13 protein-coding genes are annotated in these 17,543 nt (G+C 72.0%); 10 read left to right on the forward strand and 3 right to left on the reverse strand.

Annotation, left to right across the window (positions count from 1 at the left end):
- Positions 1 to 77: 77 nt before the first annotated feature.
- Genes iolC through mmsA form a run of 5 tightly spaced genes read left to right on the forward strand, consistent with a single transcriptional unit; the run spans position 78 to position 6,195 of the window.
- The gene (gene iolC / locus ACIQAC_RS25190; RefSeq protein ID WP_402194335.1) at positions 78 to 1,028 is read left to right on the forward strand and encodes a 5-dehydro-2-deoxygluconokinase; all 951 of its coding nucleotides are present in this window, start codon (positions 78 to 80) and stop codon (positions 1,026 to 1,028) included.
- Positions 1,025 to 1,948 (forward strand): deoxyribose-phosphate aldolase, encoded by a 924-nt coding sequence (locus ACIQAC_RS25195; RefSeq protein ID WP_402194337.1) that lies wholly within the window; start codon positions 1,025 to 1,027, stop codon positions 1,946 to 1,948. Before iolC ends, ACIQAC_RS25195 begins: the two co-directional genes overlap by 4 nt.
- A 7-nt stretch (positions 1,949 to 1,955) precedes the next feature.
- Positions 1,956 to 2,777, forward strand: a complete 822-nt coding sequence (gene iolB, locus ACIQAC_RS25200; RefSeq protein WP_402194339.1) for a 5-deoxy-glucuronate isomerase — start codon at positions 1,956 to 1,958, stop codon at positions 2,775 to 2,777.
- Positions 2,774 to 4,678 carry a 3D-(3,5/4)-trihydroxycyclohexane-1,2-dione acylhydrolase (decyclizing) gene (gene iolD, locus ACIQAC_RS25205; protein ID WP_402194341.1) on the forward strand — a complete coding sequence of 635 codons (1,905 nt, stop codon included), beginning with the start codon at positions 2,774 to 2,776 and terminating at the stop codon, positions 4,676 to 4,678. The genes iolB and iolD overlap by 4 nt, the downstream gene beginning before the upstream one ends.
- A gap of 14 nt (positions 4,679 to 4,692) precedes the next feature.
- Entirely contained in the window at positions 4,693 to 6,195 is a 1,503-nt protein-coding gene (gene mmsA, locus ACIQAC_RS25210) for a CoA-acylating methylmalonate-semialdehyde dehydrogenase (protein ID WP_402194343.1), read from the forward strand.
- A gap of 128 nt (positions 6,196 to 6,323) precedes the next feature.
- Here mmsA and ACIQAC_RS25215 read toward each other — a convergent pair whose 3' ends face one another.
- A complete protein-coding gene (locus ACIQAC_RS25215; RefSeq protein ID WP_402194344.1) occupies positions 6,324 to 7,709 on the reverse strand; it encodes a condensation domain-containing protein in 1,386 nt (461 codons plus the stop codon).
- Positions 7,710 to 8,027: 318 nt separating this feature from the next.
- Here ACIQAC_RS25215 and ACIQAC_RS25220 point away from each other — a divergent pair, with 318 nt between their 5' ends.
- The 3 genes from ACIQAC_RS25220 (at position 8,028) to ACIQAC_RS25230 (ending at position 13,411) form a co-directional block, all read left to right on the forward strand.
- On the forward strand, positions 8,028 to 10,676 hold the full coding sequence (locus ACIQAC_RS25220) for an alpha/beta fold hydrolase (RefSeq protein ID WP_402194346.1): 2,649 nt from the start codon (positions 8,028 to 8,030) through the stop codon (positions 10,674 to 10,676).
- The gene (locus ACIQAC_RS25225; RefSeq protein ID WP_402194347.1) at positions 10,673 to 11,608 is read left to right on the forward strand and encodes an ABC transporter permease; all 936 of its coding nucleotides are present in this window, start codon (positions 10,673 to 10,675) and stop codon (positions 11,606 to 11,608) included. Before ACIQAC_RS25220 ends, ACIQAC_RS25225 begins: the two co-directional genes overlap by 4 nt.
- 255 nt (positions 11,609 to 11,863) lie before the next feature.
- Entirely contained in the window at positions 11,864 to 13,411 is a 1,548-nt protein-coding gene (locus ACIQAC_RS25230) for a von Willebrand factor type A domain-containing protein (RefSeq protein ID WP_402194349.1), read from the forward strand.
- Here ACIQAC_RS25230 and ACIQAC_RS25235 read toward each other — a convergent pair.
- Positions 13,401 to 13,988, reverse strand: coding sequence for a TetR/AcrR family transcriptional regulator (locus ACIQAC_RS25235; RefSeq protein WP_402194350.1), 588 nt, complete (start codon positions 13,986 to 13,988; stop codon positions 13,401 to 13,403). The genes ACIQAC_RS25230 and ACIQAC_RS25235 overlap by 11 nt on opposite strands.
- Positions 13,989 to 14,160: 172 nt before the next feature.
- On the opposite strand from ACIQAC_RS25235, the gene ACIQAC_RS25240 reads away from it, so the two are divergent.
- Together ACIQAC_RS25240 and ACIQAC_RS25245 are read left to right on the forward strand one after the other, a co-directional pair.
- Positions 14,161 to 14,976: an SDR family NAD(P)-dependent oxidoreductase gene (locus ACIQAC_RS25240; protein ID WP_402194351.1), complete on the forward strand. Its 816-nt coding sequence runs from the start codon at positions 14,161 to 14,163 to the stop codon at positions 14,974 to 14,976.
- An 82-nt stretch (positions 14,977 to 15,058) separates the two neighbouring features.
- Positions 15,059 to 16,981: an AMP-dependent synthetase/ligase gene (locus tag ACIQAC_RS25245; RefSeq protein ID WP_402194353.1), complete on the forward strand. Its 1,923-nt coding sequence runs from the start codon at positions 15,059 to 15,061 to the stop codon at positions 16,979 to 16,981.
- A 102-nt stretch (positions 16,982 to 17,083) separates the two neighbouring features.
- Here the strand turns inward: ACIQAC_RS25245 and ACIQAC_RS25250 are convergent, their stop codons facing one another.
- Complete coding sequence (locus ACIQAC_RS25250; protein WP_402194354.1) at positions 17,084 to 17,491, reverse strand: rodlin; 408 nt, start codon at positions 17,489 to 17,491, stop codon at positions 17,084 to 17,086.
- Positions 17,492 to 17,543: the final 52 nt, after the last annotated feature.

Consider the following 17,543-nt stretch of genomic DNA (forward strand, 5'->3'; position numbering starts at 1 on the left):
CGCGGGACTAAAAACCGGAGTGGACCGACGCGAAGGCCGACCGGAGTGAGCCGAACCGACGGCACGAAGGGAACTCGATGGCGTACGACCTGATCACCATGGGGCGGATCGGAGTGGACCTGTACCCGTTGCAGACGGGCGTTCCGCTGCCGCAGGTGACGTCCTTCGGCAAGTTCCTCGGCGGTTCGGCGACCAACGTGGCGGTGGCCGCCGCCCGGCTCGGACGGGACGTCGCCGTGATCACACGGACCGGCGACGACCCGTTCGGCACGTATCTCCACGAGGCACTGCGAGGGTTCGGTGTCGACGACCGCTGGGTCACACCGGTGCCCGGACTGCCGACCCCGGTCACCTTCTGCGAGGTCTTCCCGCCGGACGACTTCCCGCTGTACTTCTACCGGCAGCCCAAGGCCCCGGACCTGGAGATCGACGCCCACGACCTCGACCTCGACGCGATCCGCGAGGCCCGGGTGTTCTGGGTGACCGGCACCGGACTGAGCGAGGAGCCGAGCCGTACGGCGACCCTGGCGGCGCTCGCCCACCGCGCCAAGGCCGGCATCACGGTCTTCGACCTCGACTGGCGCCCCATGTTCTGGCCCGACCAGTCCGAGGCCCGCTCCTTCTACGCCGAGGCCCTGCGCCACACCACCGTCGCCGTCGGCAATCTCGACGAGGTCGAGGTCGCCACCGGCGTCCGCGAACCGCACGCCGCCGCCCGCGCCCTCCTCGACGCCGGGGTGGAACTCGCCGTCGTCAAGCAGGGCCCCAAGGGGGTGCTGGCCGTCAACCGCGCCGGCGACTGTGCGGAGGTCCCGCCGCTCCCGGTCACCGTCCTCAACGGCCTCGGCGCGGGAGACGCGTTCGGCGGCTCCCTCTGCCACGGGCTGCTCGCCGGCTGGGACCTGGAGAAGATCATGCGGCACGCGAACGCCGCCGGTGCGATCGTCGCCTCCCGGCTGGAGTGCTCCTCGGCGATGCCGACGCCGGCCGAGGTCGAGGCCGCCCTCACCGCGGGAGCCGTCAAGTGACCCACCCGTCCGCCACCCCGAGCGACAACGACTCGCGCCCCGTCGTCGACATAACCGAACTGGTCCGCACCCGCACCGAGCACCCCGAGGCGATCGCCGAGGCCGCCGCCCGCCGCACCCGGCGCCCGCTGCTCGGCCCCTCCGGCCGGCTGATGATCGTCGCCGCCGACCACCCGGCCCGGGGCGCGCTCGGCGTCGGCGACCGCAAGTTCGCCATGGCCAACCGCGTCGACCTGCTCGAACGCCTCTGCCTCGCGCTCGCCCGCCCCGGCGTCGACGGGGTGCTCGCCACCGCGGACATCCTCGACGACCTGCTGCTGCTCGGCGCCCTCGACGGCAAGGTCGTCATGGGCTCGATGAACCGCGGCGGACTCCAGGGCGCCGCGTTCGAACTCGACGACCGCTTCACCGGCCACCGCCCCGAGGACCTCACGCGGCTCGGCTTCGACGCGGGCAAGCTGCTGCTCCGTATCGACTACGGCGACGCGGGCTCGCTCACCACCATGGAGTCCACGGCCCGCGCGATCGACGCGATGGCGGCCCGCCGGCTGCCGGTCTTCGTGGAGCCGTTCATCAGCCGCCGGGACGCCGACGGACGGCTGCGCAACGACCTGTCGGCCGAGGCCGTCACCCGTTCCGTCGCCATCGCCTCGGGCCTCGGCGGCAGTTCGGCCTACACCTGGCTGAAGGTGCCGGTCACCGAGAACCCCGACGACATGGCCCGGGTCATGGAGACCACGACCCTGCCCGCCGTACTGCTCGGCGGCGAGGTCAACGACGACCAGGACGGGGCGTACGAGAAGTGGCGCGGCGCGCTCCAACTGCCCACCGTGCGAGGGCTGGTGGTGGGCAGATCGCTGCTCTACCCGGCGGACGGCGATGTGGCCGCCGCCGTCGACACCGCCGTAGGACTGCTGTGAGGGCCGCATGAGCAACGAGTTGCACGTCCCGAAGGGCGCCACCGCCGACGCGTACTACACGCTCGACATCGACCCGAAGTTGGCCGGCTGGACGCACAGCGGTCTACGGATCGTCGCGCTGGAGCCCGGCGGCAGCCATACGTTCACCGCCGGCGACAGCGAGTGGATCGTGCTGCCCCTGGAAGGCGGATGTACCGTACAAGTTGAGGGCGAAACGTTCCAACTCCGAGGCCGGGAAAGCGTGTTCGCCTCGGGCACCGATTTCGCCTACGTGCCCCGTGACGCACGGGCACAGATCTCCTCCGACGCGGGAGGCCGCTTCGCCCTGGCAGGAGCGAAGTGCGAGCGACGACTCCCCGCCCGCTACGGCCCCGCGTCGGAGGTCCCCGTCGAAGTACGCGGCAGCGGCAACTGCACACGCCACGTCCGCAACTTCGCCTCCGCGGACGCTTTCGAGTGCGCCAAGCTGATCGCCGTCGAGGTGATCACCCCCGGCGGCAACTGGTCGTCGTACCCGCCGCACAAGCACGACGAGCACCGGCCGGGCGAGGAGTCCGAGCTGGAGGAGATCTACTACTTCGAGATCGACGGGCCGAACGGCATCGGCTACCAGCGGGTGTTCCCCTCGCGCGAGGGCGGATCCGACGTCCTCGCCGAGGTCCGCTCCGGCGACGCCGTGCTCGTACCGGACGGCTGGCACGGCCCGTCCATCGCCCAGCCCGGCCACGACATGTACTACCTGAACGTCATGGCGGGCCCGGGGGAGACCCGGGAGTGGCGGATCTGCTTCCACCCGGACCACGTAGAGACCACAGGGGGATACCGATGACGACCCCACAGAACCCGCAGACGCCCACCACGCGCCTCACCGTCGCCCAGGCGCTCGTCCGCTTCCTGGCGGCCCAGTACACCGAGCGCGACGGCGTCCGGCGCCGGCTGATCGGCGCGACCTGGGGCATCTTCGGCCACGGCAACGTCGCCGGGCTCGGGCAGGCGCTCGTGGAGTACGGCGACCGGATGCCGTTCCACCAGGGCCGCAACGAACAGGCGATGGTGCACGCGGCGGTCGGCTACGCCCGCCAGTCCAACCGCCTGTCCGCGCACGCGGTGACCACCTCCATCGGCCCCGGCGCGACCAACCTGGTCACCGGCGCCGCCCTGGCCACCATCAACCACCTCCCGGTGCTGCTCCTCCCCGGCGACACCTTCGCCACCCGCCCCGCGGACCCGGTCCTCCAGCAGCTCGAAGTGCCGTACGCGGGCGATGTGTCGGTCAACGACACCCTGCGCCCGGTCTCCCGCTACTTCGACCGGATCACCCGCCCCGAGGCTCTGATCCCGGCCGCGCTCCAGGCGATGCGGGTGCTCACCGACCCGGTCGAGACCGGCGCGGTCACCCTCGCGCTCCCGCAGGATGTCCAGGCGGAGGCGTACGACTGGCCGGACGACTTCTTCGCCGACCGCGTCTGGACCGTCCGCCGCCCCGGCGCCGACCCGACCGAGCTGGCCGAGGCGGTCACCGCGATCCGCGCGGCACGCAGGCCGCTGATCGTGGCGGGCGGCGGTGTCCACCACAGCCGCGCCGAGGCCGCGCTCGCCGAGTTCGCCGAGGCCACGGGTGTCCCGGTCGCCTCCACCCAGGCGGGCAAGGGCTCCCTGCAGTACGACCATCCGCAGGACGTCGGCGGCATCGGCCACACCGGCACCGCCACCGCCGACGAACTCGCCCGCACCGCCGACCTGGTGATCGGCGTCGGCACCCGCTACACCGACTTCACCACCGCCTCCGGCACCCTCTTCGCCGCCGACGGCGTCCGTTTCCTCAACCTCAACATCGCGCCCTACGACGGCCACAAGCTCGCCGGCCGCCCCCTGGTCGCCGACGCCCGCAGCGGCCTCGCGCAGCTCACCGACGCCCTGCTGCTGCACGAGTACCGGGTCGCCGAGTCCTACGTCGGCGAGTACACCGAGGACAAGGAGCGCTGGGAACAGCGCGTCGACGCCTGCTACGAGGCCGACGAGCCGGACGTACGCCCCACCCAGCCGCAGGTCCTGGGTGCCCTGGACGCCATCGTCGACGCCTCGGACGTCATCATCAACGCGGCCGGCTCGATGCCCGGCGACCTGCACAAGATGTGGCGGGCCCGGTCCTTCGACCAGTACCACGTGGAGTACGGCTACTCCTGCATGGGCTACGAGATCCCGGCCGCGATCGGCGTGAAGCTGGCCGCGCCGGACCGGCAGGTGTGGGCGCTGGTGGGCGACGGCACCTATCTGATGCTGCCGACGGAGATCGTCACGGCCGTACAGGAGCGCATCGCGATCAAGCTGGTGCTGATCCAGAACCACGGCTACGCGTCCATCGGCGGCCTCTCCGAGGAGACCGGCGCCGAGCGCTTCGGCACCGCCTACCGCTACCGCGCCGAGGACGGCACCTATGCGGGCGCCCCGCTGCCGGTCGACCTGGCCGCCAACGCCCAGAGCCTCGGCATGCGGGTGCTGCGCGCCCGTACCGTCGCCGACCTGCGCGCCGCGCTCGCCGAGGCGCGCGACGCCGACACCCCCACATGTGTCTACGTGGAGACCCAAACGTCCGACACAGTGTCGGGCGCGCCTCCGGCGCAGGCCTGGTGGGATGTACCCGTGGCCGAGACCGCGACCCGACCGTCCGCGGTGAAGGCCCGTGAGCTGTACGAACGGCACGTCTCCACCCGACGCCGCCATCTGTGAAGGAGCACTCGGTCATGACGAAGATCGTCAACCACTGGATCGGCGGCAAGACCGTCGACGGCGCGTCGGGCACGTACGGGCCGGTCACGGACCCGGCGACCGGCGAGGTCACCACGAAGGTCGCGTTCGCGTCGGTGGAGGAGGTCGACGCGGCGGTGCAGGCTGCCCAGGAGGCCTACGCCACTTGGGGCCAGTCCTCGCTGGCGCAGCGCACGTCCATCCTCTTCAAGTTCCGCGCGCTGCTCGACGCCAACCGGGACGCCATCGCCGAGCTGATCACCGCCGAGCACGGCAAGGTGCACTCCGACGCGCTGGGTGAGGTCGCGCGCGGCCTGGAGATCGTCGACCTGGCCTGTGGCATCAACGTGCAGCTGAAGGGCGAGCTGTCGACGCAGGTCGCGAGCCGCGTGGACGTCTCCTCGATCCGCCAGCCGCTCGGGGTGGTCGTGGGCATCACGCCGTTCAACTTCCCGGCGATGGTCCCGATGTGGATGTTCCCGCTGGCCATCGCGTGCGGCAACACGTTCGTCCTGAAGCCGAGCGAGAAGGACCCGTCGGCCTCCCTCAAGATCGCCGAACTGCTCGCCGAGGCGGGCCTGCCCGACGGCGTCTTCAACGTCGTGCACGGCGACAAGGTGGCCGTGGACCGGCTCCTGGAGCACCCGGACGTCAAGGCGGTCTCGTTCGTCGGCTCGACCCCGATCGCCCGCCACATCCACACCACCGCCGCCGCGAACCACAAGCGGGTGCAGGCCCTCGGCGGCGCGAAGAACCACATGCTGGTCCTGCCCGACGCCGACCTGGACGCGGCGGCCGACGCCGCCGTCTCCGCGGCCTACGGCTCGGCCGGCGAACGCTGCATGGCCATTTCGGCCGTGGTCGCGGTCGGCGCGATCGGCGACGAACTGGTGGAGAAGATCCGCGAGCGCGCCGAGAAGATCAAGATCGGCCCCGGCAACGACCCCACCTCCGAGATGGGCCCGCTGATCACGGCGGCCCACCGCGACAAGGTGGCGTCCTACGTCGAGGGCGCGGCGGCCGAGGGCTGCGAGGTCGTCCTCGACGGCACGGGCCACACGGTCGACGGCCACGAGAACGGCCACTGGATCGGCATCTCGCTCCTCGACAAGGTGCCGACGACGGCGAAGGCCTACCAGGACGAGATCTTCGGCCCGGTCCTCTGCGTCCTGCGTGTGGACACGTACGACGAAGGCGTGGCCCTGATCAACAACTCGCCCTTCGGCAACGGCACCGCGATCTTCACCCGCGACGGCGGCGCGGCCCGCCGCTTCCAGCTGGAGATCGAGGCCGGCATGGTCGGCATCAACGTCCCGATCCCGGTCCCCGTCGGCTACCACAGCTTCGGCGGCTGGAAGGACTCCCTCTTCGGAGACCACCACATCTACGGCAACGACGGCACCCACTTCTACACCCGAGGCAAGGTAGTAACCACCCGCTGGCCCGACCCGGCAGACGCCCCCACAGGCGTAGACCTGGGCTTCCCACGCAACCACTAGGTCACTTTCAGAGCCGCGGGGCCATGCCGATGTACGGCTCCGCGGTGAGGTGGCGGCCGGCCGTAGGCCTGGTCGGTCAGGGGCGCGGGGAACTGCGCGATCAGCCCCCACCGGCCCGCGCCCGGCGATCACCCACGAGCCACCCCGGTGATCACATCCCGCAACCGCTCCACATACAACCGCATCGCCTTGTGGGCAACATCCGTGTCCGGATACCGGCTGGCGAGCCACAACCCCTCGTGCAGCCGGTTCACCCACACGCACACCTGATCCCCGTAAGACACCCGCACCAGCCCGTACGCGTTCCACCGCCCCCACTCCCCGGCCCCGGGAATCCCCCGGGCGTCGACGAACGACACGATCGAGTACAGATCGGGCGACGTAGGCCGAAAGTCCTCGCCCAACAACGCGAGCACCCGAGCCAACGGCATCCGCGCAAGCGACCGATTCGCATGCATCTGCGCCCGCACAGCCCGCACCGCGGACGGAAAGTCGAGCTCGGCGTCCAGCGGCACCTCGATCGGCGCACCCCCGACATACCACCCCACCGACTCGGACCACTGCGACTTCACCCGGGTGTGGAACGGCAGCACGGTCCGGTACACCGACCGGTCCCCGATCTCCCGCAGCACAAGCGCCGTCGCGGCGAGAATCCCCACCAGACTCCCCCCGCTCCGCCGGCAGTACGCCTCGAACGCGGCCGCGGCCCCCGCGTCCACCAGCGGCTCCCGCATCAACCGCTGCGGCGGCAGCCCGGCCGCCGGATCCAGCCCGAGGTCGACGGGAAAACTCGGCAGCTTCCCGTCGCAGCGCCGGATGAACTCCCGCCACCGCCCCACGATCTCGTGACCCGCGTCGATCCGGTCCGCGTCCGCCCGCTCGATCTCGCAGAAGTCGACGTAACTGCTGACCGGCGGCTGCTCCACCCGCACCCCCGCGACCGCGGCCTCGTACAGCTCATGGATCTCGGCCGGAATGCGCTGGATCGAGTACGCGTCGACGTTGCTGTGGTCGAACGCCATGTACACGCTGGTGTCGTCGTCCCGCACGACCGCCGTGTAGATGAGATTCGGCCAGCGCAGCGCGTCCGCCGCCAGGTCGAACCGGTCCTGGAGGTGCTGGGCCAGCGCGCCCGCGTCGGGGAAGTCACCGACGACCTCGCGGTGCAGGGAGACGTCCCCGAGGGCGAGAGTGAACCGGCGGACCGTGTCGTCGGCCACCCGGAACCCACTGCGCAGCGTCTCGTGCCGCAGCGTCCAGCCGTACAGCGCCTCCTGGAGCGCGTCCAGGTCGACCGGCCCCGGCATGTCGAAGGCGATACCCAGCCAGGTCGGCACGAACAGGCCGTCCTCCCGCACCGATCGGGCGGTCCGGATGTGCGACTCCTGGATGTACGAGGGCGGCCGGGGGTCCTCGGGCAGTCCCGCCGCCGCCTCGACGCTCTCCGGACCGAGCGTCCACTCGACCAGCCGTCCCGGCCTGATCTCGCAGCGCTGGATGTCAGTCATGCGCACAGGGCGTCTCCGTTCACAGGGGGCAGACCTTCAAGGCAATGCCCCGGTCGGGCACGACATGCGGTGTTTGGCGATCTTTCAATGCATCGAGTGGACTGCCGAACAGCGGACCGAATGTGATCTCGGACATTCGACGGCCCGGCACCGGGGTCCGCGGCTCGCGGCGGGCTCCCGCGACGCCCCCGGACGGGACCGCCGCGGCCTGCCCGCATACCGCACTCGCGGTATGCGGAACGCGGCCCGTACGCCCCGAGGAGGGGCGGGGGTTCAGCCCTGAAGCTGTCGGTCGCCGACAGGTTCGGCCCGTACTGTGAACGCATGGATCTTCGACTGCCCCGGCCGGGTGGGATACGGCGGTCGCGGCGGCTGCTGGCCGCCGCTGCCGCCGTTGTCGTACTCGCCGCCGCCGGGACATGGACGGCCGTCGCCTCCGACGACGCGCCGGCGGTACGCGGCACCGACCGCGTTATGGACATGGGAGGCGGAGTACGGCTCGACACCTCGTACTTCACCGCCGGTTCCGACGGGCGCCGGCCCGCCGTGCTGCTCGGCCACGGCTTCGGCGGCAGCAAGGACGACGTGCGCGCGCAGGCCGAGGACCTGGCCCGCGACGGCTACGCGGTGCTGACCTGGTCGGCCCGCGGCTTCGGCGACTCGACCGGCAAGGTCGGGATCAACGACCCGCAGGGCGAGGTCGCCGACGTCTCCCGGCTCCTGGACTGGCTCGCCACGCAGCCGCAGGTCCAGCTGGACAAGAAGGGCGACCCGCGGGTCGGCATGGCGGGCGGCTCGTACGGCGGCGCGATCGCGCTCCTGGCCGCCGGGCACGACGACCGTGTGGACGCCATCGCCCCGGCGATCACGTACTGGAACCTCGCGGACGCCCTCTTCCCGAACGGCGTCTTCAAGAAGCTGTGGGCGGGCATCTTCGTCAACTCGGGCGGCGGCTGCGCCAACTTCGAGACCCAGCTGTGCGAGATGTACGACCGGGTCGCCGAGTCCGGTGTCCCCGACGACCGGGCACGCGCCCTGCTGGACGAGCGCTCGCCGTCGGCGGTCGCCGACAGCATCGACGTACCCACCCTGCTGCTCCAGGGCCAGACCGACTCGCTGTTCCCGCTCGGCCAGGCCGACGCGGCGGCCAAGGCGATCCGCGCCAACGGCGCCCCGGTCGACGTCGACTGGATCGCGGGCGGCCACGACGGCGGCGACATGGAGACGGCCCGCGTCCAGCAGCGCGTGACCTCGTGGTTCGACCGCTACCTCAAGGACGACAGGGGCGTCGACACCGGCCCCGCCTTCCGTGTCACCCGCACCGGCGGCGTCGACTCCACCGACGGCCAGGCCACCCTGCGCGGCGCCGACTCCGACAGTTACCCCGGCCTGGAGAGCGACACCCGCGACTTCGCCCTCACCGGCCGCGAGCAGCGCGTCACCAACCCGGCCGGCGCCAACCCGCCCGCCGTCTCCGCCCTCCCCGGCCTCGGCGCCGGCGGCGGACTCGCCTCGCTGGCCTCGCTCGGCGTCGGCATCTCCCTCGACTTCCCCGGCCAGTTCGCCTCCTTCGAGTCGGCCCCGCTCGCCGAGGATCTGCGCGTCACCGGCTCACCCACGGCGACGGTCCACGTCCGCTCGACGAGCGACGACGCCGTGCTCTTCGCCAAGGTCTACGACGTCGGCCCCGACGGACGCCAGCAGGTGCTCCCGTCCCAGCTGGTCACGCCCTTCAGGGTCGAGGACGCCAAGGCCGGCAAGGACGTCACCCTGACCCTCCCGGCCATCGACTACGAGGTCCAGCAGGGCCACACGCTCAGGCTGGTCCTCTCCTCCACCGACCTCGGCTACGCCTCCCCGGCCGCCCCGGCGACGTACACGGTGTCCCTCAAGGGAGACCTGAGCGTCCCGACGGCCCCCGGCGTGACGACCGCCGCCGCCGCGCTGCCCGCCTGGGTGTGGTGGATGCCGATCTCCGGCGCGGTGATCGCCGCCCTGCTGCTGCTCACCGCCCGCCGCCGCACCTCGGCCCCGGCCCCGGACCCGGCGCTCGCCGAGGTGCCGCTCCAGATCACCGACCTCGGCAAGCGGTACTCCAAGGCGTCGGACCGGTACGCGGTCAAGGACCTCTCGTTCCGGGTGGAGAAGGGCCAGGTGCTTGGCCTCCTGGGGCCGAACGGCGCCGGCAAGACCACCACCCTGCGCATGCTGATGGGCCTGATCACCCCCGACCAGGGCGAGATCCGGGTCTTCGGGCACGCGATCCGGCCCGGCGCGACCGTGCTGTCCCGGGTGGGCTCCTTCGTCGAGGGCGCCGGCTTCCTGCCGCACCTGTCGGGCCGGGAGAACCTGGAGCTGTACTGGGCCGCCACCGGCCGCCCCGCCGACGGCTCGCACATCGAGGAGGCCCTGGAGATCGCGGGCCTCGGCGACGCGCTCGCCCGCGCGGTGCGCACCTACTCGCAGGGCATGCGCCAGCGCCTCGCCATCGCCCAGGCCATGCTCGGCCTGCCGGACCTGCTGATCCTCGACGAACCGACCAACGGCCTGGACCCGCCGCAGATCCGCGAGATGCGCGAGGTGCTGATCCGCTACGCGGCCGCGGGCCGGACGGTCATCGTCTCCAGCCATCTCCTCGCCGAGGTCGAGCAGTCCTGCACCCACCTCGTCGTCATGGACCGCGGCCGGCTCGTCCAGGCGGGCCCGGTCGCCGAGATCATCGGCTCCGGGGACACCCTGCTCGTCGGCACCGGCAAGCCCCTCGACGGCCCGCTCGTCGAGAAGGTCGCCGCACTGCCGGGCGTCCTCTCGGCCGTCCGCACCGACGACGGACTCCTGGTCCGCCTCACCGCCGACGGCAGCGCGGCCGACCTGGTGCCCGAGCTCGTACGCCTGGAGGTGCCCGTCGAGTCGGTGGGCCCGAACCGCCGTCTGGAAGACGCCTTCCTGACCCTGATCGGAGGCTCCGCATGAGCCAGCTCGCCGAGCGCACCGGGGCCGACGACGCACCGGTCCCGGACGCCGAGGACGCCCGTGAAGAGGCCCGGCGCACCGAGACGGCCTCCGGCTACCGCGCGGGCCGCACGCTGCCCCTGCGGGTGGAGCTGATCCGCCAGCTCAAGCGGCGCCGCACGATGGTCATGTTCGCGATCCTCGCCCTGATGCCGTTTGTGCTCGCCGTCGCCTTCGCGGTCGGCGGCGGGGAGCAAAACAACAGGGGCGAGGTCGACGACCATCTCAACCTGATGGACACGGCCACCCAGTCCGGCGCCAACTTCGCCGCGGTGAACCTGTTCGTGTCGGCGGGCTTCCTGCTGGTCGTCCCGGTCGCCCTGTTCTGCGGGGACACCGTCGCCTCGGAGGCCAGTTGGTCCTCCCTGCGCTATCTGCTCGCGGCGCCGGTCCCGCGCGCCCGCCTGCTGTGGTCCAAGCTCACCGTCGCGCTCGGCCTAAGCCTCGCCGCGATGATCATCCTCCCGGTGATCGCGCTGGCCGTCGGCGGTGTCGTCTACGGCTGGGGCTCGCTCCAGCTCCCCACCGGCGGCGGGGTTACCCCGGGCACCGCGGCACAGCGGCTCGTGGTGGTTGTGGCGTACGTCTTTGTCTCCCAACTGGTCACCGCAGGGCTCGCGTTCTGGCTCTCCACCAAGACGGACGCCCCACTGGGCGCGGTCGGCGGCGCGGTCGGCCTCACCATCGTCGGCAACGTCCTGGACCAGGTGACCGCGCTCGGCTCCTGGCGGGACTTCCTGCCGGCGCACTGGAACTACGCCTGGGCGGACGCCGTCCAGCCCCGGCCGGAGTGGTCCGGCATGATCCAGGGCGCCGCGCTCTCGGTAACGTACGCGGTTGTGCTGTTCGCGCTGGCCTTCCGCGGTTTCGCCCGCAAGGACGTCGTCTCCTAGGTCAACGGAGGATCACCCACCGGTCTCGAAGCCCACCCCTCGTACCCACTTCGAGACCCTTCCGCAACCCCCCGTACCGCACGTTCGGGCCCTCGCCCCCGTCACAGTCACAGAGAGCCACGCAGCTGCGGGCACGCGAGCCGCCCCAACTGCGGGCACTTGTGCCGCTGGGGCGGCACGGGTGGGCGCAGCGGCACCCCGAACGCCGGGCCGCGGACCCACCCCGCAGCAACCGACACCGAGGGGGCCCGTGCAATGGACCGGTACCGAACACGCCGACTGCGCGCCGCGCTGCTCGCGTTCACGGCGACAAGCACCCTGCTGCTCACGGCGTGCGGCGGTGGCGGCTCCGCCGAGAGCAACAAGGCGGACCGCCGCGAGGGTATGCCCGCCCCCGCCCTCCCCGACGAGAACGGCCGGCCACGGCCCGACGAGAACAACACGGACAGCGAGGACCAGCGCAGGTTCGCCCCCGACGCCGACCCCAACCACCTCTCCACCTTCGCCCTGGACGTCGACACCGCCTCCTACGGCTACGCCCGCCGCTCCCTGGCCGACGGCCGGCTCCCCGACCCGGCCACGGTCCGCCCGGAGGAGTTCGTCAACAGCTTCCGCCAGGACTACGAGCGCCCCGACGGCGACGGCTTCACGGTCACCGTCGACGGCGCCCGCACCCGCGCCGCCGACTGGTCCCTGGTCCGTGTCGGACTCGCCACCCGCCCCGCCGAGGACGAGGGCGAACGCCCGCCCGCCGCCCTCACGTTCGTCCTCGACGTCTCCGGCTCCATGTCGGAACCGGGCCGCCTCGACCTCGCCAAGGAGTCCCTCGGCGTGATGACCGACCAGCTGCGCGACGACGACTCGGTCGCCCTGGTCACCTTCACCGACGAGGCGGAGACGGTCCTGCCGATGACCCGGCTCGACGGCAACCGCGACCGCGTCCACGGTGTCATCGACGACCTGGTGACCCACCAGTCCACCAACCTCGGCGCCGGTGTCGAGACCGGCTACGCCACCGCCGTCGAGGGCCTGCGCGAGGACGCCACCAACCGGGTCGTGCTGGTCTCCGACGCCCTCGCCAACACCGGTGACACCGACGCCGACACCATCCTGGAGAAGATCTCCGGGGCCCGCAGCGAGTACGGCATCACCCTGTTCGGCGTGGGCGTCGGCAGCGACTACGGCGACGAGCTGATGGAACGGCTCGCCGACCGCGGCGACGGCCACACCACCTACGTCTCCACCTCCGAGGAGGCCCGCGAGGTCTTCTGCGAGGAACTCCCGCGGAACATCGACCTCACCGCCCGCGACGCCAAGGCCCAGGTCGCCTTCGACCCGGAGAACGTCGAGGAGTTCCGGCTCATCGGCTACGACAACCGGCAGGTCGCCGACGAGGACTTCCGCGACGACGGTGTGGACGGCGGCGAGGTCGGCCCCGGCCACACCGTGACCGCCCTGTACGCGGTACGTACCGCGCCCGGCGCCTCGGGCCATCTCGCCACGGCCACCGTCCGCTGGCTCGACCCCGGATCCCGCGACCCGCACGAGGAGTCGGGCGAGCTGGAGACCGGCGCCGTCCAGGGCTCCGTGTGGGAGGCGGGCTCCCGCTTCCAGGTCACCGCGGTGGCCGCCTACTTCGCCGACGCCCTGCGCTCGGGCGACGACCGCTGGGACTCCCTCCCCGGCGACCCCGGCCTGGCCGAACTCGGCGACCGCGCCGGTGACCTGGCGGACCGGACGGCGGACGGCGAGGTGCGGCAACTCGCCGAGGCCATCGAGACGGCGGCCCGCATCACGCGCTGACCCGGCCGGCGCCGGGCCGCCGCCCGGCGCCGTACAGCAGTGTGTCGACGACGAGTGTCGCCCGGGCGTCGGGATCGGCGTCCGCCCCCTCGTCGTGGTGCAGGGCCTCGCCGATGAGGGCGTAGTAGACACGGCGGACCCACTCCAGGTCCGCGGCCGGGTCGAGCAGGCCCTCGGCCCGGGCCCGGCCCAGGAGTTCGACACAGCGCGCCCCGAGCCGCTCCCAGCCCGCGGCGGCCCCGCCGCCCTGATCGTCCGGCTGCCCCAGGGCATAGCTCCAGGCCCCCTTGATCCGCAGCACGTTCGCGGTGACGCGGTGCAGCGCGACCAGTGGCGGCGCGGTGTCGGGCCGCGCGTCCTCGATGGCCTGGGTGAGCTGCCGTACGGCCGACTCGGCCAGTGCCTCGATCAGCGCCTGCCGGCTCGCGAAGCGCCGGTGGACCGTGGTCCTGGCCACCCCGGCGGCCTCGGCGATCTGCTCCATGGACGCGTTCGGATCGACGGCGAGCACCAGCTCGGCCGCCTCCAGGATCGCGCGCACACTGCGCTCGGCATCGGCCCGCAGCGCTCGGCCCATGGCCACCTCCACTCCGTTGGTTCCTGCCCCCGCTCCCCACAGACGATACGCCTGGGTCGCCGTTCCCCATCTAACTGAGTCAGAGCTGTTGCAATTAAGGAAATAAGAGCTACAGTAATGTCTTAGTTAGTCGCTCGGCTCGTCTCACCTCGACGTTCTGAAGGGAACAGTCATGACGGCCACACCCACCGCCCTGATCACCGGCGCCTCCTCCGGGCTGGGCGCCGAGTTCGCCACCCAGCTCGCCGCCCGCGGCCACGACGTGATCCTCGTCGCCCGCTCCCGGGACCGCCTCGAAGAACTGGCCGACCGGCTGCGGACGACCTGCGGCGTCCAGGCGCACGTCCTGCCCCAGGACCTCGCCGAGCCGGACGCCGCGGCCCGCGTCGCCGAGACCCTCGCCGCCCGCGGCCTCACGGTCGACCTGCTGGTCAACAACGCGGGCTTCGGCACCTGCGGCCGCTTCGAGGAGATCGACCCGCGGCGCGAGCACGACGAGATCATGGTCAACGTCGTCGCGCTCGTGGACCTCACCCACGCCCTGCTCCCCGGCATGCTGGAGCGCGGCTCCGGCGCCGTCCTCAACGTCGGCTCCACGGCCGGCTACCAGCCGTCCCCGTACTTCGCGGTCTACGGCGCCACCAAGTCCTTCGTCCTCAACTTCTCGCTGGCCCTGCGCCGGGAGTACCGGGGCCGCGGCATCCGCGTCACGGCCCTGTGCCCGGGCTCGGTCGACACGGGCTTCTTCGAGGCGATCGGCACCCGCAAGGCCGCGATGGGCTCGGTCGGCACCTCGGAACCGGTCGTCCGCGCCGCCCTGCGCGCCCTCGACCGCGACCGCGCGTACATCACTCCGGGGCTGGGCAACGCGCTGGGCGCCCACCTCAACCCGCGCCGCCCCCGCACCCTGGTCGCGGCCATCGGCGAGCGCGTCACCCGCAAGGTGCTGGAGCCGGAGCAGCGGCCCGCAGGACCCGCGGCCGCCTGAACCGACCCCGCGGAACCCATTGAAATTTCCTTACGCACCGGTAAGTTGACCCCCGTTCAGCACCCTGCGACCGGGAGCCGCCATGGGCGTACGCAAGGATCTGAAACGGGCCAGGCGCCGCACCGACCTCGCGGCCCGTACCCGTACCGAGCTGGTCCGGGACGAGGCGGGGACGGTACGCGAGGTCCGCGTGGCGGCGCTGGCGGCCGTACCCACTACCGGCAGCACGGCCGACATCCCCTTCACCAACGCCGCCGAGGCGCCGGACACCGTGGTCCTGCACCGCGGTGCGGCGGCCGGCGGCTGGCAGCCGGTCACCGCGGCGGCCTTCGCCCGCGAGGTCACCGCGGTCGCCAAGGGCCTGATCGCGGCGGGCGTCGAGCCCGGCGACACCCTCGCCCTGATGTCCCGCACCCGCTACGAGTGGATGGTCGTCGACTTCGCGGCCTGGGCCGCCGGGGCGAGCACCGTCCCCGTGTACGCCACCTCGTCGGCCGACCAGGTCGAGTGGATCGTCCGCGACTCCGGCGCCCGCTTCGCGGTCACCGAGACCGCCGCCAACACCGCCACGGTCACCGCCGCCACGGCCGGCCACCCCGAGCGGCCCCGCGTCTGGGAGCTGGACGCGGACGCGATCGCCGAACTGACCGCCCTCGGCCGGGACGTCCCCGACGAGGAGGTCACCAAGCGCCGCACCGCCCTCACCCCCGACTCGGTCGCGACGATCTGCTACACCTCCGGCACCACCGGCCGGCCCAAGGGCTGCGTCCTCACCCACGCCAACCTGCACGCGGAGGCCGCCAACACGGTCGAGCTGCTCCACCCGGTCTTCCAGGCCGTCACCGGCCAGACCGCCTCGACCCTCCTCTTCCTCCCGCTCGCCCACATCCTCGGCCGCACCCTCCAGATCGCCTGTCTGATGGCCCGCATCGAGATTGGCCACTTCCCGAGCGTGAAACCCGACGAACTCCGCCCCGCGCTCAAGGAGTTCCGCCCGACCTTCCTGGTCGGCGTCCCCTATCTCTTCGAGAAGATCCACGACGCCGGCCGTGTCACCGCCGAGAAGATGGGCCGCGCCTCCTCCTTCGACCGCGCCGACCGCGTCGGCGTCCGCTTCGGCGAGGCCTACCTCAACAGGTTCCTCGACACCGGCAAGGGCCCCGGCCCCGCGCTCTACGCCGCCTGGGCCCTCTATGACCTGCTGGTCTACCGCCGCATCCGCAAGGAGCTGGGCGGCCGGATGCGCTACGCGATCAGCGGCGGCTCCCCCCTCGACCGCAACCTCAACCTGTTCTTCTACGCGGCGGGAATCATCGTCTACGAGGGCTACGGCCTCACCGAGACCACTGCCGCCGCCACCATCGTCCCGCCCCTCAAACCCCGCCCCGGCACCGTCGGCCTCCCCGTCCCGGGCACCGCCGTCCGGATCGCCGACGACGGCGAGGTCCTCGTCCGCGGCCCCATCGTCCTCGGCTCCTACTGGAACAACCCGGAGGCCACCGACGCCGTCCTCAGCGACGGCTGGTACGCCACCGGCGACCTCGGTGCCCTCGACGAGGACGGCTATCTCGCCATCACCGGCCGCAAGAAGGACATCCTCGTCACCTCCGGCGGCAAGAACGTCTCCCCGTCGATCCTGGAGGACCGGCTGCGCAGCCGCTCACCCGTCGGCCAGTGCCTGGTCGTCGGCGACAACCGCGCCTTCGTCGGCGCCCTCATCACCCTCGACCCCGAGGCCGTCACCCACTGGCTCGCCGTACGGAAACTGCCCGCCGACACCCCGCTCTCGGCACTCGTCCGCGACGAGGACCTCCGCGCCGCCGTCCAGCGGGCCGTCGACTACGCCAACGAGGCCGTCTCCCGCGCCGAGTCCATCCGCGCCTTCACCCTCGTCGAGGGCGAGTTCAGCGAGGACAACGGCCTGCTCACCCCGTCCCTGAAGGTCAAGCGCCAGGCGGTCATGACGGTCTACGAGAAGGAGATCGAGGCGCTGTACGACCGCTGAGACACCCGGGACCGACCAGGAACGGCCGGCGCACCCCGGACACACGACGACGGCGGGTCACCGGAGAACCGGTGACCCGCCGTCGCGGGTGGGGGGAACGGCTCAGCCGTTGCCCTCGCCGTTGCCGGACAGCGCCGAGATGTCGCTCAGGATGTGCGACAGCGGCTCGTCGCCCTTGGCCTGGGTCGAGTTCTCGACACACTGCTGGTTCTGCGGGGCCGACAGGATCGGGATGTCCTGGACGGCGACCGGCACGAGACCCACGAGCGAGCCGACGTTGGCCTTGAGCGGCAGACCGACACACGGCTTGTTGAGCGAACCCTGAACCAGCGAGAGCTGCGGGCTCATTTCACCGAACGTGGCCGAGTTGCCGAACTCCTGCGAAGCGCCGTTGCCGCTGGCGGAGGTCGTGCCGTTGTCGTCACCGATGGCAAGCGCCTGGGGGGCGGCCGTGGCGGACAGACCGGCGACGGAGGCGGCAATAGCCGCGGTCGCCCACAGCTTCTTCATGTTCGTTCCCTTCGAAAAGCGGACTCCGGTGGGGAGTTGCATGATCGTCAAC

Origin of the sequence: Streptomyces sp. NPDC088387 (genome assembly GCF_044753385.1) — a bacterium.
Taxonomy (GTDB): domain Bacteria; phylum Actinomycetota; class Actinomycetes; order Streptomycetales; family Streptomycetaceae; genus Streptomyces.